Annotated in this window: 18 protein-coding genes; 7 read left to right on the top strand and 11 right to left on the bottom strand. The window is 44.7% G+C overall.

All coding sequences use genetic code 11. From position 1 onward, the window contains the following. Positions 1-27: 27 nt before the first annotated feature. The 11 genes from AOT11_RS05875 to AOT11_RS05805 form a co-directional block, all read right to left on the bottom strand. The gene (locus AOT11_RS05875) at positions 28-1032 is read right to left on the bottom strand and encodes a polysialyltransferase family glycosyltransferase (RefSeq protein WP_017420723.1); all 1005 of its coding nucleotides are present in this window, start codon (positions 1030-1032) and stop codon (positions 28-30) included. Positions 1033-1036: 4 nt separating this feature from the next. Then, a complete protein-coding gene (locus tag AOT11_RS05870) occupies positions 1037-1330 on the bottom strand; it encodes a hypothetical protein (RefSeq protein WP_017420722.1) in 294 nt (97 codons plus the stop codon). A 150-nt stretch (positions 1331-1480) separates the two neighbouring features. After that, the gene (locus tag AOT11_RS05865; RefSeq protein WP_017420721.1) at positions 1481-1960 is read right to left on the bottom strand and encodes a glycosyltransferase family 2 protein; all 480 of its coding nucleotides are present in this window, start codon (positions 1958-1960) and stop codon (positions 1481-1483) included. Position 1961: 1 nt separating this feature from the next. Beyond that, positions 1962-3224, bottom strand: coding sequence for a lipid IV(A) 3-deoxy-D-manno-octulosonic acid transferase (gene waaA / locus AOT11_RS05860; protein WP_017420720.1), 1263 nt, complete (start codon positions 3222-3224; stop codon positions 1962-1964). Then, positions 3218-4276 carry a lipopolysaccharide heptosyltransferase II gene (gene waaF / locus AOT11_RS05855; RefSeq protein WP_017420719.1) on the bottom strand — a complete coding sequence of 353 codons (1059 nt, stop codon included), beginning with the start codon at positions 4274-4276 and terminating at the stop codon, positions 3218-3220. Before waaF ends, waaA begins: the two co-directional genes overlap by 7 nt. Before the next feature lie 2 nt (positions 4277-4278). After that, entirely contained in the window at positions 4279-5259 is a 981-nt protein-coding gene (gene lpxM, locus AOT11_RS05850; RefSeq protein WP_013572539.1) for a lauroyl-Kdo(2)-lipid IV(A) myristoyltransferase, read from the bottom strand. A gap of 144 nt (positions 5260-5403) precedes the next feature. Next, on the bottom strand, positions 5404-6345 hold the full coding sequence (gene rfaD, locus AOT11_RS05845; protein ID WP_011078866.1) for an ADP-glyceromanno-heptose 6-epimerase: 942 nt from the start codon (positions 6343-6345) through the stop codon (positions 5404-5406). Positions 6346-6542: 197 nt separating this feature from the next. Beyond that, positions 6543-8792: a YjbH domain-containing protein gene (locus AOT11_RS05840; RefSeq protein WP_017420718.1), complete on the bottom strand. Its 2250-nt coding sequence runs from the start codon at positions 8790-8792 to the stop codon at positions 6543-6545. 2 nt (positions 8793-8794) lie between these two features. Beyond that, a complete protein-coding gene (locus AOT11_RS05835) occupies positions 8795-9592 on the bottom strand; it encodes a capsule biosynthesis GfcC family protein (RefSeq protein WP_017420717.1) in 798 nt (265 codons plus the stop codon). Continuing rightward, positions 9589-10320 carry a YjbF family lipoprotein gene (locus tag AOT11_RS05830; protein ID WP_017420716.1) on the bottom strand — a complete coding sequence of 244 codons (732 nt, stop codon included), beginning with the start codon at positions 10318-10320 and terminating at the stop codon, positions 9589-9591. Before AOT11_RS05830 ends, AOT11_RS05835 begins: the two co-directional genes overlap by 4 nt. Before the next feature lie 1509 nt (positions 10321-11829). Further along, positions 11830-12090: a hypothetical protein gene (locus AOT11_RS05805; protein WP_011078857.1), complete on the bottom strand. Its 261-nt coding sequence runs from the start codon at positions 12088-12090 to the stop codon at positions 11830-11832. Between the two features lie 629 nt (positions 12091-12719). On the opposite strand from AOT11_RS05805, the gene AOT11_RS05800 reads away from it, so the two are divergent. The 7 genes from AOT11_RS05800 (at position 12720) to rfbD (ending at position 20465) form a co-directional block, all read left to right on the top strand. Continuing rightward, a complete protein-coding gene (locus AOT11_RS05800; protein WP_026050413.1) occupies positions 12720-13856 on the top strand; it encodes a polysaccharide export protein in 1137 nt (378 codons plus the stop codon). Between the two features lie 163 nt (positions 13857-14019). Continuing rightward, on the top strand, positions 14020-14391 hold the full coding sequence (locus AOT11_RS05795; RefSeq protein ID WP_017420712.1) for a four helix bundle protein: 372 nt from the start codon (positions 14020-14022) through the stop codon (positions 14389-14391). Positions 14392-14543: 152 nt separating this feature from the next. Beyond that, positions 14544-14984, top strand: a complete 441-nt coding sequence (locus AOT11_RS05790) for a low molecular weight protein-tyrosine-phosphatase (protein ID WP_017420711.1) — start codon at positions 14544-14546, stop codon at positions 14982-14984. A 222-nt stretch (positions 14985-15206) separates the two neighbouring features. Further along, entirely contained in the window at positions 15207-17387 is a 2181-nt protein-coding gene (locus AOT11_RS05785) for a polysaccharide biosynthesis tyrosine autokinase (protein ID WP_017420710.1), read from the top strand. 163 nt (positions 17388-17550) lie between these two features. Further along, positions 17551-18612, top strand: coding sequence for a dTDP-glucose 4,6-dehydratase (gene rffG / locus AOT11_RS05780; protein ID WP_017420709.1), 1062 nt, complete (start codon positions 17551-17553; stop codon positions 18610-18612). A 98-nt stretch (positions 18613-18710) separates the two neighbouring features. Beyond that, the gene (gene rfbA / locus AOT11_RS05775; RefSeq protein WP_017420708.1) at positions 18711-19580 is read left to right on the top strand and encodes a glucose-1-phosphate thymidylyltransferase RfbA; all 870 of its coding nucleotides are present in this window, start codon (positions 18711-18713) and stop codon (positions 19578-19580) included. 12 nt (positions 19581-19592) lie between these two features. Then, the gene (gene rfbD, locus AOT11_RS05770; RefSeq protein ID WP_017420707.1) at positions 19593-20465 is read left to right on the top strand and encodes a dTDP-4-dehydrorhamnose reductase; all 873 of its coding nucleotides are present in this window, start codon (positions 19593-19595) and stop codon (positions 20463-20465) included. Positions 20466-20473: the final 8 nt, after the last annotated feature.

Here is a 20473-nt window from a genome sequence, read left to right as displayed (position 1 = left end):
AGGGAGTTCATGTAACTCCCTCCATTTTTAGTTCTTTGGAGAAATGGTTGAAATACCATGTTTAGCATAGGCCATTTCAATCCTTTGACATCTCTTTTTCATGCTTTCTGAGAGCATATCAATTGAGGTTACTATCGTGTAAATCGGCATGTCCTTATAAATTAAGGATGCCGTATATTGAGCGGTAGATAATGCTCCAATAAGCTTAGACAACTTGATTTTTTTTTCGACAAGCTCAATTTCCAAAGGGTATTCACTCTGATGGTATGTTAGATTAGAGATATTTTTTATCGCCTCTTTTGTCTCTTCTGTTTCGGTCCTATGAGGGAAGTAGATGACACCTTGAGGATTGTTTAGGGCAAACGCTCTTACTTCCTCTACGTAAACTTCTTGAGTCTTTCTGCGCTTGTGCCCAATTGCTCCCTCACCAATAAAGCCTACAGGTGAGGTCGGATCGAATAGCTCTGTAGACCCTACTTTTTTCTTGAGTTCAGTAAGTGTATTCTTGACGATGACATGTTCAGGATTTTCTATATCAAAAATAGTGAATAGCTCTAATTTCTCGCTTTGTGGAAGCTCACCAATTGGTTTTATGCCTTGAAGTTTAAGAAAAAGATCATTAATAAAACGCTTTCTTGAATAAATTGCTTTAGAGCGTATTTCTTCTTCATATTCATTGATGGTGAGAGTCCCATCATCAAAATAAACTTCTTTATTTATATTCAAATTACGTAGCAGTAACTTAGTTCGCCAACCATTGTACTCAGCATGGAAAAAGTTTTTTATTTGTTTCTTTTTTGTTATTTCCCAAATTTCTTTTATCACTTTTGGTAGGTTTCGAGTTCTATTTGTCCTTGGGATTTTTATTATGTAATCCCAATCATTATCATCGACTAATTTTTTTTGTTGGCTCAAGCCTGGTTCAGACAATTGCTCAACAAGTAATAGAATGTTATTTTTGGTTTGATAATGAGCTTTTGCCTCTAGGGCACAGATATATTGAAATGGAGAAGTTACAGAAAATAAATTCATAATTTTACCTGTAAATTTTGTTTAATCTTTTTATACAAATGAGCAAGTAACCTAAATACCCTAAATTCTCTATACAAAAATAGAATACTGCTTTTTTAAGAGGAGTCTTTTTAGGCTTAACAATATAAAGTTTAGATAATTGTTCTTTTGTTTTAACATATAAAGTGTAGTTTGAAAAGTGTCTAAAACAAAGTGACATTGCTGGAATGTAAGCTAAGTTAAATGCTATTTCTCCCAAGTCTTTTTGGTATTTATCAAATGGTTTTAGAGATTTGGTTTTTTCTTGTAGATAGAGCATGGATTCTATTCGACTTGTTATGTGTTTTGGAGAGCTTGTATTGCTTTGACTTGATGATGAATATTGGTATATATAGCTCTTTCTCTATATGAATGCTATTTTCCTTATTCAGCTTCCATACCAAGAAACTGATGGCATTATCTTCATAGTTTATGCCTTCTGGAAAAAAAAAAGGCTATTTTTAATAAAGATAGAACGATTAAAGAAAGCACTTACCATTGGTCCTGGTGAACCTTTAGGATTTATTATGGAGTGTTTTTTTGATTTTAATATTTTTAGTATGTTAAATGATATTATGTCTTTTTCTTTGTTATCCAAAAGAGGTGATAAATAGTGTTCGTGAACTAGATCATCACTGTCAATAAAGGAAATGAACTTTGTTTTTGCTTCTTTTATTCCCTTATTTCTTGCGCCACCTGCACCAGTGTTTTTTTGAGATATTACGGTTAGCTTTTCATAATTAGATGCTAGTTCATTTAGTTTGTTAAAGGAGTTGTCCGTAGAGCCATCATCTATAGCAATGACTTCAGATATCAGGTCTGGATTTTTATTATCGGCTAAAATAATTGATTCAATACATTCTTTAATAGTTATTTCTGAGTTGTATACAGGTATGATAATAGTCAGCATTTTATTTTGCCTTAATAGTTTCTGAGATTGTTTTTTTTATTGACCCTTTAGCTTGCTTCACGAAAGCTTCTGCATTTTCCGATAACTCTTCTCTGAGCTGAATGTTTACTAGTAATTTTAGTATTGTCTCAGAGATGTTCACTGTGATTATGCTGCCTCCCCGAGTAACGAGAGTGTCGACCACTTCTTTAAAATTATAATAACTCGGTCCAATAATCACTGGTACCCCTAGTGCAGCTGGCTCTAACACATTATGCCCTCCGACTTTGTCTCCCACTAGGCTTCCGCCCATAAAGCAGACATCTGCTGCACCGAGTAAGACCAACATCTCACCCATAGTGTCACCAAGATACACTTGCGTGGAGTCTGCAATGATGTTTGCTTGTGTGCGCCTTACTGTTTCGAAACCTTGTGTTTGGCACAGTTCGAACACCGAGTCAAAACGCTCTGGGTGTCGGGGCACGAGTATTAAGAGTGCATTTGGATGCGTTTCTAACACTTGTCTATGAGCATCCAATACTTGTTCATCTTCGCCTCTGTGGGTACTTGCGGCTATCCATACCGGCCTTTGTTGGCCAAGCAGAGTGCGTAATTCCGCTCCTTGATGTTTGATTTCATCGGAGATATGGATATCGAATTTGATCGAGCCCGTCACACTGAGTTTGTTTGTCGGGATGCCGAGTTTGGCGAAACGATCGGCGTCCGCTTGAGATTGGCAAAGAACTTTACCCAAGCAAGGGTGGATAAGATTAAATAGCGGCTGAACTTTGGCGTAGTTTTGCTGAGATTTTTCTGATAAACGGGCATTGACTACGATAATCGGGATATTGGCTTTGTGTACAGTTGCGAGGGTGTTAGGCCACAATTCCGTCTCAATGATCAGCATCTTGGCCGGATTTATCGCTTTAAGGAAACCTCGAACCGCAAAGGCAAAGTCGATAGGCATATAGCGATGTTCAACTAAGTTGCCTAATTTTGCGATTTGTTCTGCGCCAGTGCTCGTGGTGGTGGTCACAACAATCACTTGGTCGGGCGTTTTCTCTTTAATTGCTTTAATTAGCGGAACTGCCGCGAGGCTTTCTCCGACAGAAACAGCATGGATCCAGAGTGGTTGGTTTTGCCCATCAAGCGTGGGGGTGATGCCAAAATGCTCTTTCCAACGTTTACCGAATTTGGGCTTGTTTGGCTTGCTACGATACAAACCAAACAGCAGCAAGGGGGCCGCTAAAGCCAGTAGGAGTGTGTAGAGCCATCTTACTAACATGCGTTCACCGCAATGGCGTCGAGTTTGCGAATACTGTCTAACACGTGTTTTGGTGTCAGTTCAGACAAGCATTTGAGGTGTTGGTATTGGCACTCGCGCTTAAAGCAGGGACGACACTCGATATCGGTGTGAACAATTTCTACGTTTTCTGCTAAAGGCGGTGTGTATTTTGGTGATGTTGAGCCATATACCGCGACGACATTGCACCCAACAGCCGCCGCGACGTGCATTAGGCCTGAATCGTTGCTGACAACCGTGTGACAAGCCGCCAGTAGATCCACCGCTTCAATTAAACTGGTTTCGCCAGCCAATACGTGAATTTGGTGATGAAATTCGCTAGGTACGCCTTGTTTAATGCCATTACAGGTATCGCGATCTTTTTGCGAACCAAACAACCACACTTGATGACCTTGCTGGCACATTGCGTGGGCGACTTCGGCATAATGATTTTCCGGCCATTTTTTGGCTGGTCCAAATTCAGCACCAGGACAAAGACCGATCACTTTGCTCTGCACCGCAAGACTAAACTTCGCTAGTGTTTTTTGCTGAGCATCAGTATGGATAGACAATTTAGGGCGAGGTAAGGTTTCTAGCCCACCTAACGAGGAGGAATCGATCATTTGTTCACGTGGGTGAGCTAAGGCCACATAGCGTTCGACCATATACTGAAAGGCTTTCTTATTAGGTCTAAGATCGTTCAGTAGCCCATAACGCATTTCGCCCCGCCAGCCGGTGCGTTTTGGAATATTTGCAAACCAAGGGATGAGCGCCGATTTGGCTGAGTTGGGCAACACGTACGCATGGTCATAAGCAAATTCGCGAAGGGATTTACCAATTTCACGGCGCCCTAATAGGTTGAACTCGCCATGCCCGAGTGGCATTTCAATTGCGCGGTTGACTTCGGGCATCCGCTCCAAGATCGGTTTACACCATCCAGGGGCAATGACGTCAATGAGAGCATCGGGATGTTGCTGTTTCAGCGTGGTATAGAGTGATTGTGACATCACCATATCGCCAACCCAAGAAGGGCCAATGATTAAAAATTTTGTCATAGCTAGTCCATATACCGTGGATCGCGATAAGGGTTGGGGGCGGTTTTATCTTCTTGAGTCCTCAAAAGTTGGAAAATCCACATATATTGCTCTGGGGACTCAGCGATCACATTTTCGATATGTGCATTCATCTTGCGCGCATCAGTCTCTTCATTCTCTGTAGGGAAGTGCTCCCATGCTGGGAAGAACTCTACGTCAAATTGCCCTGTGTCAACATTGAGTTTTGAGACCATGGGAACAACTTCTGCTTTGGCTACCTTGGTTAATTTACCCACTCCGGGTAGTGTCGCTTTAGTGGCAGCAAAGAAATCAACAAATACGCTTCGTTGCTCACGTCCATGATCTTGGTCGGCTAAATAATAGCCTAGATAGCCTTTGCGAATAGCTCGGATAAAGTGGTTTACACCCGCATCTCGCTCAAATATTTTTCCACCATATTGCACTCTTTGGCGATGCATTAGCCAATCTGTTAGTGCATTTTTTTGAGGTTTTGAAAAACCCACGACAGGGAGGCCTCTAGATGCTAGCACGATGGCAGGAATATCAATGGTCCACGTATGCGGTACCATCAAAATCACATTCGATTTTCGGTCTAACACAGTTTGGAGGTGTTCCATTCCTTTAATGTTGGTATTTCGTGTGAGCCACTTTTTGCTGCGAGTTGTTAAAGACGCGAAGGTCAGCAAATAAATGCCTGCAGTCTCTAAACAGCGAAACAGAATCTGTTCTCGTTCTTCGTGAGAGCGCTCTGGAAAGCATAGGTGCAGGTTTACCCATGCATTATGAATAGTACCTTTACGTTTCTTTATGAGTACTTTGGCAATCGTACGAGCAATTCGTCGTTTGATGCTTACTGGTAGAAATGTAATTGGAATAGCAAAGAGTATAGCAATCCAAGTCCCCCAGTATTTAGGAGCAAGAAAACCCCACTGGAAGGTGGGGTGATATGCTTTGGGATCGAAGTCGTTACGTTCAGTTTTCATGTTTCGCCAATAATCTAGTCATAGCGTCTGCTAAGATTCAATGAGTTAGTTCTTTACTTCTAGGTGCCAGAGATACACATTTTAGAACCTAGAACCTAGAACCTAGAACCTAGAACCTAGAACCTAGAACCTAGAACCTAGAACCTAACCATTAACAATCGCCATATACTCCGCTACTCCTTCAGCGACAGTCTTAAACTCAACATCACACCCAGCGGCGCGCAGTTTTGTGAGATCTGCCTGAGTAAACTCTTGGTAGGCGCCTTTTAGATGTTCAGGGAATGGAATAGTTTCAATCTCTCCTTTGCCGTGATGCTTGATCACTGCTTTTGCCACTTCTTCAAAAGACTCAGCGTTACCCGTGCCACAGTTGAAAATGCCAGAAACGCCATTTTGCATAAACCACAAGTTTACCTTACACACGTCACCAACGTAGATGAAGTCACGTTTGAACTGCTCGCTACCTGCGAACAGTTTTGGATTTTCACCCGCAAGGATTTGGTTGTTAAGGTGGAAAGCAACCGATGCCATGCTGCCTTTATGCTGCTCACGAGGGCCATAAACATTGAAGTAACGGAAGCCTGTGATTTGCGACAGTGTCTCGCCATGTTCTTCGGCATCTTGCCATAAGCGGCGAACGTAGTTATCGAATTGCTGCTTTGAATAGCCGTAAACGTTGAGTGCACCTTCGTATTCGCGTTCTTCTTTAAAGACAGTGGTTTCACCGTAAGTGGCTGCAGAAGAAGCATATAGGAATGGAATTTCACGCTCTAGGCAGTAGTGAAGTAACTCTTTTGAATACTCGTAGTTGTTGAGCATCATGTACTTGCCATCCCACTCTGTTGTTGCAGAGCAAGCACCTTCGTGGAAGACCGCTTCAATTGGGCCAAAGTTATCACCCGCCATGATCTGAGTGAGAAAGTCATCTCGATCCATGTAATCGGTAATGTCGAGATCAACCAAGTTTTTGAACTTTCGACCGTTCTTTAGGTTGTCTACAACCAGAATGTCATTGATACCAATCTCGTTTAGGGCTTTAACAATGTTGCTGCCAATCATGCCAGCGCCGCCAGTTACGATGATCATAAATCTTCCACCTAAGGTTAAAAATGCCAAAAAATTTTATCAGGAAAAGGAGGAGGGTGCTAGAACTTGGTCTTAACCTGGGTTCTTCGTATGAAGGCAACTGAATTCCCAATCCGATGAGAGTTCAGTTGCCTATATGGGAGAAATAAGAAAACTAGACCCTAGACCCTAGACCCTAGACCCTAGACCCTTATCTCTTAATACCAACGGCTTCTCGCGTTGGTCACTTCAAATAGCTCGTACTTGCGACTCAGTGTTTGACCGCCATCTCGCGTGATTGGTTGCCAAGCAAAAACACCACGCGCCGTGCTTGGTTTGATCGTCATCGCATCAAATGGAATCGAAATATAGAAGCCTTTGTTGTAACTGCCTTCGCCATATTCCTCGGTCGTTAGGTCCGTCACGGTCGCAAATGCACCGACGATCATGCCGGATTTAAACTGTTTGGAGAAATCGACGCGTACCCCGTTGTCGCCGCCCAAGAACTTACCCGCGCTGACTTTAAACAACGTGTTCTCCAACAAAGACCACTGAGGCATGTAGTAAGCAGAAAGTTGACCCGTAGTGCCTTTATCAAGAACGTAAGCTTGGCAGCCAGTATCGTTTGGTTTGCAGTTAGAGGCATCGTAGCCATCGTAATAAACAAACGGTTCGTCGAATGTGGCAAACCAGCTATCTGGGTCACGCTGCGAGATTAAGTTCGCATCTAAGCCCAAAGCCCAGTTTTTACCTAATGGACGGTAAAGCACTTCACCACCCACACCAGCAAACATGGTTTCCAAATAACCGCCGTACATTTGGGTATAGACTTGCTGCGTAGGTTGAGCAAACCAAGTGAGCTGCATATGGTTTAGACGAACAGGGTTATCACTCACATAGGAGCGGAACATCGTTCGCACGCGCGGCACGGCGAAGTTCGAAATATGAGGGTCTTTCTCTACGTAGTTGAACTTGTCGTAGTTATCGGCAAGGTTGACGTAGATAGAACCGCTCGCCTCGATATTATTGGTGAGCCAATAGTTTGCTTCGGTATTAAAACCAAGGTGGAACAAGTAGAACGCTTCAGGGCCACCTAATGATTGCGCCAACACAGGAGAAATACCTGCGTTCCACCGCTCACGATGTGTCGTCAATGGTTTCGCGTTTTCACGGTAATCGGGCTCGCTGGTGTTGCCTAGCTCGCGGCTATTGGCACCAAGGTATTGATACGTCGCCGCTTGTTTATAGGCTTCTGCATCAAGCTCGGTTTGCGTTAAGTCCACGCCATTACGGGTTTCAACAATCTTATAGGTAGTGATGTAGTCTGGTGCGTTATTGGCTAAAATCGCGGCGGCGCGATCTTGCGCTTCTTTTCTATCTCGGTATTTAACCTGCTCACCCGCAATCACCAAAGCATCACCTTGCTCATACAAGGTGCTTTGTTGATAACCCGCGTTGCTGTCTAGTTGCTGGGCGACTGCTTGCCAATCGGTATTGCCTTCGCTTGGTCTTCCCGTGACGGCTTGCTTTGGTTCATCTCGCCAAACCGCTTTGAGATCATCAAAGTTGGTGTAGAGATTAAAACCAAAGGTCAGTGTATCGCCACGTTGGTAACTTAACTTGGCATCGCCCCAATCTCCAAGTTGGTAGAGCACGCCAAAGTTCCAAGGGGTATGTTGTGGCATCGGCTTACCACCACGGACATAAGGGAAATCTTGGCTGTAATCGTTGGCATCGTATTCCACTTTCACACGCAGTGGTTGATACGGTGTTTGATATTCAATGCCGCCATAGAGAGCGGCAGGGCCTTTAAACCAGCGCTCAAAATCAACGCTGCCCCCCGAGCCTTTATAGTCACTTGGCCTTTCACAAAACTTATCGCTAACTTTGCAAAATGGGTTGGTGAAGTTGCCGTTTTGGCCGATATAACCCCATCCCATACCGAGCGTAAAGTCGATAGGGCCAAACCGTTTGGTTGCGGCAATAAATTCGCCGTCAAATAAACCTGTCCCGCCAAAATCACGAATGCCAATTGAGGTTTCAGGTAACCAGTAGCTCTCTTGCCAAAGGCGTATTTTGAAATCAATACCTTTATCGGTATAGAGATTATCACCGCTGTAATCTGGATTCGGGTTAAACAGCATATCCGGCACGCGTGTGTAACGGATAGTGGTTTCAAACCAATCGAACAACTGCAGCGAGGTGTAATAATGGTGGTAGTCGTCGTTGAGGTTAACACCAAAGTTGAATTCACCCTCTTTTGCCATACGGCCAGACGGCATTTGCATTAAACCCACGCCACCAAAATCAGTTTGTGAAGGGCGAAGTGTCACGGTTTCAAGCTCAGAGGCGTGTGAATGCAAAGAGGTTACGCCTGCTAGTGCGGAGAATACGCCAAGGCAAACGGCGGAAACTCGAGAGCGAAAGCCAACGCTTGGGATTTTTGATGAGGAATTTAAGTACGTCATAATTAACCTTTGATCATCCCTAATAGTTTGACGATGTCGCTCTCTAGCGCCTGAAGAACATCATTACTGGCGTTAAAGCCAATGAAAATTGTAGAGCCTGGTTGCACCGACACATGCTGATTGTTCCAGTAGCCATAACCCACTTTGCTGCTGTCTCCATTTGGCGATATCACCCATGCCTCGCTTTTATTGCCATTGTCATTCAATGTGCTGCCCGCGATGTAATCGACCACCTCGAAATCGGCAGAAAAAGGCACTGTTTTTGGGGTAATCAATCCTAATAAAAACACTTGGTTCTCGCGTGAGGCTTGTTTTAATGCATAGTGACCCGGTAGGGCAGGGTTGAGATCCGTTTTCAAACGCACCGCATCAATATCTAAGTTAATGTCTTCGCGATAACCGTATTGATGCTTTTCCACTAGCGTTAGTAAAAGCTGGCTGGCCCGGCGATAATCTTCATTTTTAGCGAGTTCAAGAAGTTGCTGGCGAACGTTCTGTAGCAGGGTATCTGCCTCGGCTTGCTTGTTGAGGTTAAACAGCTGGAAGCCTTCATGGAAACTCAATGCTTGTGCATTCGATGAGTCGTTTTGTTGACGGTTTTGCTGCTGAGCATCCCAGAGCACTTGCTCAAGACGAACCGGTTGTGGGTAGTTGAGTTGTAAACCGTGATTGAGCAATATCACCTGAGTGGGTTGCTGAATATCGACCGCTTGTGAAGCCGCTAAAACGCTCGGTGAAAGAGTCAACGCAGACGCTACAATTCCACTTAGCAGGGTGACAAAGGAAAAGCCATTTTTCATTGTGCAGCCTCCGCAAACGGTTTCAGGATCTCGAACTCAATACGCGTCATTTCAGGCCCAAGATATTGAATGCTTTTCATTACTTGACCACTGTCATTAACCCAGTATTGGTTTTGCACCGTGGTATCTAATTGAGGGAAAAAGATGTTCTCTTGCCAGATGGTTAACGTTTGCTGCCAAATAGCGGAAATTGCCTCTTCACTCCCCATTCGCGTGAGCGTCACATCGCCAAGATAGCCGTAATGCTTCCCTTTATTGCTGTCAGAGCTTTGTGTTTCCCAATCATACTGGCTTTGCCATTGAAGGTTGGCTTGCCAAGGTTTCGCTTGTTGAGAGTGCGCTAAATCCACCTCTCTGCGTATAAGGTTCCCATAAGGAAGATTAAGCGTTTTTACCACACGGCCGTTTTCCGTCACGATCATCCCGCCATCTGAAGAAACCCATTTTAGCTGTAGTTGACTGTTGTCTGGGTTTTGTTCTGCGTAGCCTAGCACCATGAAAATACGCTGGCCGTCGTTAATTCGCATATAAGTACTGGCGTAGGGAAGCTCTAACACCTGCTGAGAGGTTTGGGTAATGTCTTCTGCGCCAAAGAACGCTTCATTTAGCGTGGTACTCATGTCATCGAAACGTTGAACACAACCGGAAAGGAGAATCAAACTGGCTACGGTTGCACTACGCACAAGAAAACGAGGCAAAATAGCCTGCTGAAAAGGGAGATTTATCATCGACTAACAACCTTGTTGTTGGTAGGAATCCATCAATAAAAAATAGTGTTCAAGGGTACTATGGAAGGCGTAATGAGAAAAGGAGAGATTAAACAATCGTCAAGTGAAGCCTCTATATAATAGCCATCCTTACTGGCGCGGAATCCATCCTTCGCATTGGCTGTTGCGAGAGTGAGCGGCAGAGGATTCATCATCAATTCTCTCACCCTGTCATCCCCACGAACGTGGGGATCCATCGTATAGCAAGCACCGTGGCTCGGTTTTATCGCTTCATTACTGGTGTTTCTGTTGATTTAGCTACTCTCTCACCTCGTCATCCTCGCGAACGCGGGGATCCATCGTATAGCGAGCGCCGTGGTTTGGTTATATCGTTTCATTGCCAGTGTTGCTGTTGGTTTCGCTTTAGTTTTTGTTTGTTATTGTGAGTGCGTTGCCAATACTCGGATTCTGGCGCGTGTGGATGAATGGATTCCCGTATGCACGGGAATGACAGCTGGTGGTGCGATCAATTCTCTCACTCCGTCATCCTCGCGAACGCGGGGATCCATTGTATAGCGAGCACCGTGGCTCGGTTTTATCGTTTCATTGCCAGTGTTGCTGTTGGTTTCGCTACTCTTTCACCCCGTCATCCTCACGAACGTGGGGATCCATTGTATAGCGAGCGCCGTGGCTTGGTTTTATCGCTTCATTGCCAGTGTTGCTGTTGGTTTCGCTTTAGTTTTTGTCTGTTATTGTGAGTGCGTTGCCAATACTCGGCTTCTGGCGCTTGTGGATGAATGGATTCCCGTATGCACGGGAATGACAGCTGGGTGGTGCCGATCAATTCTCTCACTCCGTCATCCTCGCGAACGCGGGGATCCATTGTATAGCGAGCACCGTGGCTCGGTTTTATCGTTTCATTGCCAGTGTCGCTGTTGGTTTCGCTTTAGTTTTTGTCTGTTATTGTGAGTTCGTTGCCAATACTCGGCATCTGGCGCGTGTGAATGAATGGATTCCCGTATTCACGGGAATGACAGCTGGTGGTGCGATCAATTCTCTCACTCCGTCATCCTTACAAACGTGGGGATCTACTGTATAGCGAGCGCCGTGGCTTGGTTTTATCGCTTCATTACTGGTGTTTCTGTTGATTTAGCTACTCTCTCACCTCGTCATCCTCGCGAACGCGGGGATCCATTGTATAGCGAGCGCCGTGGCTCGGTTTTATCGCTTCATTACTGGTGTTTCTGTTGGTTTCGCTTTAGTTTTTGTCTGTTATTGTGAATGTGTTTCCAAACGTGGCATCTGGCGCGTGTGAATGAATGGATTCCCGTATGCACGGGAATGACGGCTGGTGGTGCGATCAATTCTCTCACTCCGTCATCCTTACGAACGTGGGGATCCATCCGTCAGCACCCGCCATCACTAACGTTGATCACAACAATCCCAGCAACTTACTTACGTTCACTTTCCCTAAAAACAAAAAAACCAACACTCTTTCAAGTGTTGGCTTAGAGACTAAAGCACTAAAACTTAGTTAGTACCAGTAGTACCAGTAGTGCCAGTAGTGTTGTTTGAAGAAACAACAACCGCTGTTGCCGCTACTGCTGCACCTGCCGCTACTGCTGCAGTTGTTGCTGCACCCGCGCCCGCTGCACCTGCGCCAGCACCTGCTGCTGCGCCTGTAGAAGCAGTTGTACTAGTTGCTGTAGTTGCTGTTGCAGCTTCACCCGCAGCAAATGCAGTAGAAGACACACCTAGTGCAATCAACGCTGCTAATGCGATTTTTTTCATGATTATTCCTTTGTATATATACGTTTTCAAACATCGATGTCGGAGCTTGAATAGCTCCGGTGTTTATTTTAGGTAGAATATGGACGGAATGTAAACAATTAGTTGTAGGTGCAACGATGTGAATTTATGGTTTTTATCTTATTGATAGTACCGTTTGCGTATCAAAAATCATTGTGCTCTAAGCCACAATATGGATAATAACCGCCCATAAAAATTATTAATAATGACACAATACTCAGTGGTGTCATAAAACGTCAGTACTTTGTTGCAGCAAGCCGTTATTAGAGCTATTGCGCAGCAAATTGTCCCAGCGCTATGTGGTTTTGCGTGCTTACCAAAGGGCGGTAGCGTGTCAAAAAAGCCACAAATCTGGGTGGAAAACCACACTTTTAACGGGTTCTTACATTTTCTTACGTTCAGTTAGCGTAGAATGTTGTGCGAAGCTGCTTAAAATCGCAGTCAGTGTGGGAGCTAGGCTATAAAGTATAGTTAAATGCGGTTAAGGAAAACGCCTTTAACTATGTTGAATACCTATGCTTTCAAAAGCGTTAGAAAGAAATGGTGTTCAATCGAACCTTTGCTCATTCAAGAGTGCTGTAAACACTCTTAATTTAGACGATTTGGCTTACATGGAACTAAAAACAAAACTTCTGCTAGCGATGCTAGCGCCTGCCTTGCTTGCCGGTTGTACTGTACCCGGCTCACATCTATCCACCGATAATAAAAACCTTGTTGAAGTGAACGATAGCAGCCAAGAAAGTAACCTTTCTGAGGTGGTTAATCTGTATCCGCTAAACGCCCAATCGGTCACGGAATACGCCAAAGCGCAGCATTTTACTTCTCGCGCAAACCCAGAGCTTGATCGGCAGATCGCCCGTTATGAATACAAAGTGGGCCCTGGCGACATTCTTAACGTTACCATTTGGGATCACCCTGAGTTGACGATTCCAGCAGGCTCTTACCGTAGTGCATCTGAAGCGGGTAACTGGGTACATGCAGATGGCACCATTTTCTACCCTTATATTGGCACTGTAGAAGTGGCGGATAAAACCGTGCGTGAGATCCGCGCCGATATTGCCAAACGTCTTGCGAAGTTTATTGAAAGCCCACAAGTGGATGTCAACGTAGCCGCGTTCCGCTCTAAGAAAGCTTACATTACCGGTGAAGTTGAAAATCCAGGACAACAAGCGATCACCAATATCCCTTTAACTGTTCTTGATGCGGTTAACCGTGCTGGTGGCCTAGCGGAAGATGCCGATTGGCGCAACGTGACGCTTACTCGCAACGGTGAAGAGCAAGCCATTTCTCTCTACGCGCTTATGCAGCGTGGTGACTTAACGCAAAACCGTTTATTAGAGCCGGGCGATATCATCCACGTGCCACGCAACGACAGCCAAAAAGTGTTTGTTATGGGCGAAGTGAAAGATCCCAAACTGCTTAAAATGGATCGCTCTGGTATGAGCCTGACGGAAGCCCTCAGCAGCGTTGGTGGAATCAACGAGCTCTCTGCCGATGCAACTGGCGTGTTCGTCATCCGCACGTCAGACAACAAATCTGAACGTATGGCAGATATTTACCAGCTCAACATTAAAGATGCCTCGGCACTAGTGATTGGCACAGAATTCGATCTGAAGCCGTACGATATCGTCTATGTCACCGCCGCACCTATTACCCGATGGAATCGCGTGATCAGTCAGCTAATGCCAACCATTAGTGGCTTCAATGAACTAACTGAAGGTGCTCTACGCGTTAAAACGTGGCCGTAAGAAAATTTTATAGGGACTAGCTTACTAGGGACTAGGAAAAGAGAAAGAGCAGGAACGAGATTACTAGGAACTAGGAAGAGCACAAGCCTAGAAAACTAGTAATCTAGCAACCTTCTCTTCCCTAGCAACCTTCTTAATCTAGCAACCTAGAACAAGGGAAGTCATGCGTTATAAAGAGCTTGAGATTTGGAAGCGCAGCTATCAAGTGGTTTTACAAGTTTACAGCTTGCTCAAAACTTGCCGAGACCGTGGCTTGAAAGATCAAATCTCTCGTTCTGCTGTCTCTGTTCCATCAAACATCGCAGAAGGTTCCGAAAGAGGTAGTTATAAAGACAATATTCGTTTTCTTTATATTGCTAAAGGTTCTTGTGCGGAGTTAGCGACGCAGATTTCGCTGGCAGTCGATTTGGGCTATATCCCGATGGAAGCCGGACGAAAGCTAGAGTCAGAAATACTAGAAATAGGCAGGATGATAGGCGGTTACATCAAGTTTCTTTCTCAACATGTGAAAGAAGAAAGTGCTGAATATTTCTAGGAAGAGCGGGAAAAAGCAGGGACGAGGTTACTAGGGAAAAGCAGAAGAGCAGGGACTAGGAATAGCAAAAACCTAGAAAACTTCTCTTTCCTAGAATACTAGCAACCTTCTTTACCTAGCAACCTTCTCTCCCCTAGCAACCTGAGGAAAACATGTTTAACAAAATCTTAGTCGTTTGTGTCGGTAATATTTGTCGCTCTCCAACTGGTGAGCGTGTACTACAAAAACTACTTCCGAATAAAACCGTGGCTTCTGCTGGCATTGCAGCAGAGAAAAGCCGTTTAATTGGTAAGCCAGCCGATGCAATGGCGATAGAAGTGGCAAAAGAAAATTGTGTTGATGTAGAGAACCATCAATCACAGCAACTGACCTCTGCACTGTGTAGCCAATATGATCTGATCCTAGTGATGGAAAAAGGCCATATGGAAGCGCTAACTCAAATTGCCCCTGAAGCGCGTGGAAAAACCATGCTCTTCGGCCAATGGATAGGGCAAAAAGACATCCCCGATCCATATCGCCAAAGCAAAGAAGCCTTTGTGCATGCTTATCAGCTAATTGATGAAGCCGCACAAGCCTGGGCAAAAAAATTGTAGAAGAGCAGGGACGAGGAAGAAAGAGCAGAAGCGAGGTTACTAGGGACTAAGAACGACTAGTAACTAAGAAAGAACAGGGACGAGATTACTAGGGGCTAGGAAGAGCAAAAGCTTAGAACACTAGGACCTTCTCTTCCCTAGCAATCTTCTCTTTCCTAGTGATCTAGAAAACTGCTCTTCCCTAGAACCTTATTTTAAAATCATAAATCCACCAACCCGGAAATGAACGAGACAATGACAACACCACAAAACCGATCTTCCGTTGATAACTCGTCTGACGAAATCGATTTAGGCAAGCTGCTTGGCATTCTTTTGGATGCAAAATGGATCATCCTAGTAACAACCTTTTTCTTTGCGGTTGGTGGAGTCGCGGTTGCGCTACTTTCAACGCCTATCTACAAAGCCGATGCGCTGATTCAAATTGAGCAAAAAAGCTCGGGCGGCATTAGCTCACTGGTTGGGGATATGGGAGAGTTATTCTCTCAAGAATCTTCTGCCACAACAGAAATTGAAATCATCAAGTCACGAATGATTTTGGGTGATACGGTGGATAAGTTCAATTTAACCACAGTAGCAGAGCCCAAATACTTACCTGTCATTGGTAAGGGGCTGGCTCGCATCGCTGGAAAGGTGAACCAAATCGAAATCAGCCGTTATACCGTGCCGGAATACGCTCAAGAAATGAAGCATACCTTGGTGGTGCTGGATGCAGAGAAGAAAACGTATCAATTAGTACGTGGTGATGAACAAGTGGTGCTGAAAGGCGTCGCGGGAGAGCTTGCAAAAAATGATGGTTACGAGTTGTTTGTTACGGAATTACGTTCTCACAATGATCAAGAGTTTGCTATTGGCCAGCGTAGCCGTTTAGAAGCCATTGAATGGTTAAAGCAAAACCTAGCAATTAGTGAGCGCGGTAAACAAACAGGCATTTTACAATTGAGCTTTGAAGGTGAAAACCGCAAGCAAATTGGTGAGCTACTGAATCACATTAGCCAAACCTACTTCTTACAAAACGTTGAACGCAATTCTGCGGAAGCGGAAAAAAGCTTAACTTTCTTAAAAGGCCATTTGCCGGATATCAAAACCAGCCTAACAACGGCAGAAGATACTCTGAATCGATTCCGTCAAGATAATGAGTCGATCGACTTAGGGCTAGAAGCAAAATCGACGCTTGATGTAATGGTCAAATTGGAAGCGCAACTAAACGAGCTGACCTTCAAAGAAAGCGAAATCAGTCAGCGTTTTACCAAAGACCACCCGGCATACCGTTCTCTACTCGATAAGCGAGAAACGCTACTTAAAGAGCGCGAGCGTTTAAACCAGCAAGTGCAAAAGCTGCCAAAGACGCAACGTGAAGTGCTGCGCATGACGCGTGATGTGGAAGTTAACCAACAGATCTACATTCAGTTACTCAACAAAGTACAAGAACTTAGCATCATCAAAGCAGGTACCGTAGGCAACGTACGTATTCTCGATGAAGCGCAAAGTTACGCAAAACCTGTTAAACCGAAGAAGCCGCTGATTGTGGTGCTTGCGACTCTGTTAGGTGGCATGCTCAGTGTGGCCTTGGTATTGGTTAAAGCGGCACTTCACCGTGGTGTAGAAAACCCAGATGAGATTGAACAGATTGGCCTTTCGGTTTATGCCAGTGTTCCTAAATCCAACCTACAGTTAGAGCTTGCCAATAAGCTTGCTCGCAAGAAGCGCAATACAGATTTAACGCTACTGGCGGAAAGTAACCCAGCCGACCTATCTATTGAAGCATTGCGTGGCCTGCGTACCAGCTTGCATTTTGCGATGATGGAAGCAAAAAACAACGTATTGATGATCTCAGGCCCTGCGCCTGGCATTGGTAAATCGTTTGTTTCCACCAACTTCGCCGCAGTAGCAGCAAAAACAGGGCAAAAAGTATTGTTGATTGATGCCGATATGCGCAAAGGCTACTTGCAACAGTGTTTTGGTTTGAATTGGGAAAATGGCCTATCGGACTTGCTCAGCGGGAAAGTAACAAGAGACGTTGCAGTGCAATCTGCCAAAGTCGAAAACTTGGATATCATTACCCGTGGCCAAGTGCCGCCAAACCCTTCTGAGCTGCTAATGCACCCGCGTTTTAAAGAACTTGTTGATTGGGCAAGTGAACACTACGACTTAGTTATCATTGATACCCCACCAGTACTCGCAGTAACTGATCCAAGTATCGTTGGTGCAATTGCGGGCACAACATTAATGGTCGCTCGTTTTGGCCAAAACACGGTGAAAGAGATCGATGTGGCTCGCAGCCGTTTTGAGCAAGCGGGCATTGAGGTGAAAGGCGTGATTCTAAACGCGATCGAGAAAAAAGCCTCCTCATCCTATGGTTACGGATATTACAACTATAGCTATGGTGAGAGTAATAAAGCGTAATAATTATTTGCTAGAACCTAGAACCTAGAACCTAGAACCTAGAACCTAGAACCTAGAACCTAGAACCTAGAACCTAGAACCTAGAACCTAGAACCTAAAATGAGATGGCGATGTTGGGCTGTCTCAAAATAAATAAAAGCGTAAAGGAAAAGAGCAGTATTTTATGAAAATTCTCGTCACTGGCGGTGCAGGCTTTATCGGCTCTGCTGTGGTTCGCCATATTATCAATGATACTCAAGATAGCGTAGTAAACCTTGATAAGCTCACTTATGCAGGTAACTTAGAATCACTGGCTAGCGTTGCGTACAGCGATCGCTATGCTTTCGAGCAGGTAGATATTTGTGATCGCGCAGGGCTGGAGCGCGTATTTGCCGTGCACCAACCGGATGCTGTGATGCATTTGGCCGCTGAATCGCACGTTGACCGCTCTATCGATGGGCCTTCAGCGTTTATTGAAACTAATATTGTCGGTACATACACTTTATTAGAAGCCGCGCGTAGCTACTGGAATAGCTTGCCCTGCGAGCGGAAAGCCGCATTTCGTTTCCACCATATCTCCACCGATGAAGTGTATGGTGATTTAGAAGGCACCGACGACCTCTTTACTGAAACGACCTCCTACGCACCAAGTAGTCCTTATTCTGCTTCGAAAGCATCGAGTGATCACTTGGTCCGTGCGTGGCTGCGTACTTACGGTTTACCAACAGTTGTTACTAACTGTTCAAACAACTATGGTCCGTATCATTTCCCCGAAAAGCTTATTCCGCTGATAATTCTCAATGCTTTAGAAGGCAAAGCGTTGCCTGTATATGGCGATGGCATGCAGATCCGCGACTGGCTATTTGTTGAAGATCACGCGCGCGCGCTTTACAAAGTGGTTACCGAAGGTGTTGTGGGTGAAACTTATAATATCGGCGGCCATAACGAGAAAGCCAATATTGAAGTGGTTAAAACCATTTGTTCACTGCTTGAAGAGATGGTGCCAAACAAGCCGCAAGGCGTTGTTCAGTATCAAAACCTGATTACTTATGTAAAAGATCGCCCTGGTCATGATGTGCGCTACGCGATTGATGCAAGCAAGATTGAGCGCGAGTTAGGTTGGAAACCACAAGAGACCTTTGAGTCCGGTATTCGTAAAACAGTCGAATGGTACTTAAACAACCAAGAATGGTGGTCTCGAGTGTTAGACGGCTCCTACTCTCGCGAACGCCTCGGCATAAATTAATCACTCTCGGTCTTCCTCTTAAACTATCTAAGGTTCTTTGCTCTAGGCTCTTCCTAGAACCTAGAACCTAGGACCTATTAACCTAGGGGCCTATCTTCATGAAAGGTATCATTCTTGCCGGTGGTTCGGGCACAAGGCTTTACCCAATCACGCGTGGTGTATCGAAGCAGTTACTCCCTGTTTACGATAAGCCAATGATTTATTACCCAATTTCCACTTTAATGCTAGCGGGCATCCGCGATATTCTGATTATCACCACACCGGAAGATAACGACTGCTTTAAACGTTTACTCGGTGATGGCAGCGATTTTGGCATAAATCTGCAATATGCCGTGCAGCCAAGCCCTGATGGTTTAGCACAAGCTTTTCTCATTGGTGAAGAGTTTATTGGTGATGACGCTGCGTGTTTGGTATTGGGTGACAATATTTTCTATGGCCAGTCATTTGGCAAACAATTGAAGCGTGCCTGTGAGTTGACTTCTCAAGGAGTTGCAACCGTATTTGGTTATCAGGTGAAAGACCCTGAACGCTTTGGTGTGGTTGAATTCGACCAAGAGATGAAAGCCGTCTCAATTGAAGAAAAACCCGTTAAGCCAAAATCGAACTATGCTGTCACAGGATTGTATTTCTACGATAACCGAGTTGTAGAAATGGCAAAGCAAGTGAAGCCCTCTGCGCGTGGTGAGTTAGAGATCACTACCCTCAATGAAATGTATCTCAATGATGGCTCGCTGAATGTAGAACTACTCGGCCGTGGTTTTGCGTGGTTAGATACAGGCACTCATGAAAGTTTGCATGAAGCTTCTTCTTTTGTGCAAACCATTGAAAACGTACAAGGCTTAAAAGTGGCTTGTTTAGAAGAGATTGCATGGCGCAATGGTTGGTTAACAGACCAAGAATTAGAGATGATTGCGAAACCTATGCTGAAAAATGGTTATGGACAGTATTTGCAGTCGTTAATTAAGTAAATGGAAACTATCATGAAGGTTTTAATTACCGGATGTAACGGCCAAGTTGGTCATTGTCTGACTGAGCGTCTAAAAACTCAAGCTGAGGTGTTGGCTTTAGATTACGAAGGGCTAGATATTACCAACCGTGAAGCTGTGTTTAACACGGTAGCTGAGTTTAAGCCTAATTACATTATCAACGCCGCAGCGCATACCGCGGTTGACCGTGCTGAGCAAGAAGTTAAGCTTTCTTTTGCCATTAACCGTGATGGCCCAAGTTACTTAGCACAAGCCTCCAATGAGTGCGGCGCGGTTATGCTACACATTTCTACTGATTATGTATTCGATGGTATGGGTGATAAGCCATACCAAGAAAGCGATAGCACCAGACCTCAAGGGGTTTACGGGCAGAGCAAATTAGCAGGAGAGCAAGCTGTAGCTGAAGCTTGTCCTAAACATTTGATTTTGAGAACTGCCTGGGTATTTGGTGAGCATGGCAATAATTTTGTAAAAACCATGCTGCGTTTAGCACAAAGCTGCGATGAGCTGAGTATTGTCGGCGATCAGTTTGGTGGGCCAACTTATGCAGGCGATATTGCTGATACGTTGATTACCATGGTGCAAAACATCGAGCAGGGTAACAAACTTAAGTGGGGTGTTTACCACTTCTCAGGAATGCCTTATGTCAGCTGGTATGATTTTGCGTCAGCAATATTTCAAGCGGCAGAACAACATAAAATGTTGGATAAACAACCACTACTCTCTTCAATTCCAACATCAGCTTACCCAACGCCAGCCAAACGCCCTGCTAACTCCCGTCTAGATTGTGCGAAAATTGAAAATCAATTTTCTATTAAGCCAAGTGATTGGCAGGCTGCTTTAAACAATATTCAAGCTTATAAGTAATTAGCATT

Origin of the sequence: Vibrio vulnificus NBRC 15645 = ATCC 27562, assembly GCF_002224265.1 — a bacterium.
Classification (GTDB): domain Bacteria; phylum Pseudomonadota; class Gammaproteobacteria; order Enterobacterales; family Vibrionaceae; genus Vibrio; species Vibrio vulnificus.
Note: the sequence above shows the minus strand (reverse complement) of the source record. Positions and strands in the feature narration are given on the sequence as shown.

Excerpts from the sequence above, each read along its gene's own strand:
- AOT11_RS05875 (WP_017420723.1), bottom strand. The coding sequence starts at position 1,032 with ATGAATTTATTTTCTGTAACTTCTCCATTTCAATATATCTGTGCCCTA.
- AOT11_RS05870 (WP_017420722.1), bottom strand. The coding sequence starts at position 1,330 with ATGCTCTATCTACAAGAAAAAACCAAATCTCTAAAACCATTTGATAAA.
- AOT11_RS05865 (WP_017420721.1), bottom strand. The coding sequence starts at position 1,960 with ATGCTGACTATTATCATACCTGTATACAACTCAGAAATAACTATTAAA.
- waaA (WP_017420720.1), bottom strand. The coding sequence starts at position 3,224 with ATGTTAGTAAGATGGCTCTACACACTCCTACTGGCTTTAGCGGCCCCC.
- waaF (WP_017420719.1), bottom strand. The coding sequence starts at position 4,276 with ATGACAAAATTTTTAATCATTGGCCCTTCTTGGGTTGGCGATATGGTG.
- lpxM (WP_013572539.1), bottom strand. The coding sequence starts at position 5,259 with ATGAAAACTGAACGTAACGACTTCGATCCCAAAGCATATCACCCCACC.
- rfaD (WP_011078866.1), bottom strand. The coding sequence starts at position 6,345 with ATGATCATCGTAACTGGCGGCGCTGGCATGATTGGCAGCAACATTGTT.
- AOT11_RS05840 (WP_017420718.1), bottom strand. The coding sequence starts at position 8,792 with ATGACGTACTTAAATTCCTCATCAAAAATCCCAAGCGTTGGCTTTCGC.
- AOT11_RS05835 (WP_017420717.1), bottom strand. The coding sequence starts at position 9,592 with ATGAAAAATGGCTTTTCCTTTGTCACCCTGCTAAGTGGAATTGTAGCG.
- AOT11_RS05830 (WP_017420716.1), bottom strand. The coding sequence starts at position 10,320 with ATGATAAATCTCCCTTTTCAGCAGGCTATTTTGCCTCGTTTTCTTGTG.
- AOT11_RS05805 (WP_011078857.1), bottom strand. The coding sequence starts at position 12,090 with ATGAAAAAAATCGCATTAGCAGCGTTGATTGCACTAGGTGTGTCTTCT.
- AOT11_RS05800 (WP_026050413.1), top strand. The coding sequence starts at position 12,720 with ATGGAACTAAAAACAAAACTTCTGCTAGCGATGCTAGCGCCTGCCTTG.
- AOT11_RS05795 (WP_017420712.1), top strand. The coding sequence starts at position 14,020 with ATGCGTTATAAAGAGCTTGAGATTTGGAAGCGCAGCTATCAAGTGGTT.
- AOT11_RS05790 (WP_017420711.1), top strand. The coding sequence starts at position 14,544 with ATGTTTAACAAAATCTTAGTCGTTTGTGTCGGTAATATTTGTCGCTCT.
- AOT11_RS05785 (WP_017420710.1), top strand. The coding sequence starts at position 15,207 with ATGAACGAGACAATGACAACACCACAAAACCGATCTTCCGTTGATAAC.
- rffG (WP_017420709.1), top strand. The coding sequence starts at position 17,551 with ATGAAAATTCTCGTCACTGGCGGTGCAGGCTTTATCGGCTCTGCTGTG.
- rfbA (WP_017420708.1), top strand. The coding sequence starts at position 18,711 with ATGAAAGGTATCATTCTTGCCGGTGGTTCGGGCACAAGGCTTTACCCA.
- rfbD (WP_017420707.1), top strand. The coding sequence starts at position 19,593 with ATGAAGGTTTTAATTACCGGATGTAACGGCCAAGTTGGTCATTGTCTG.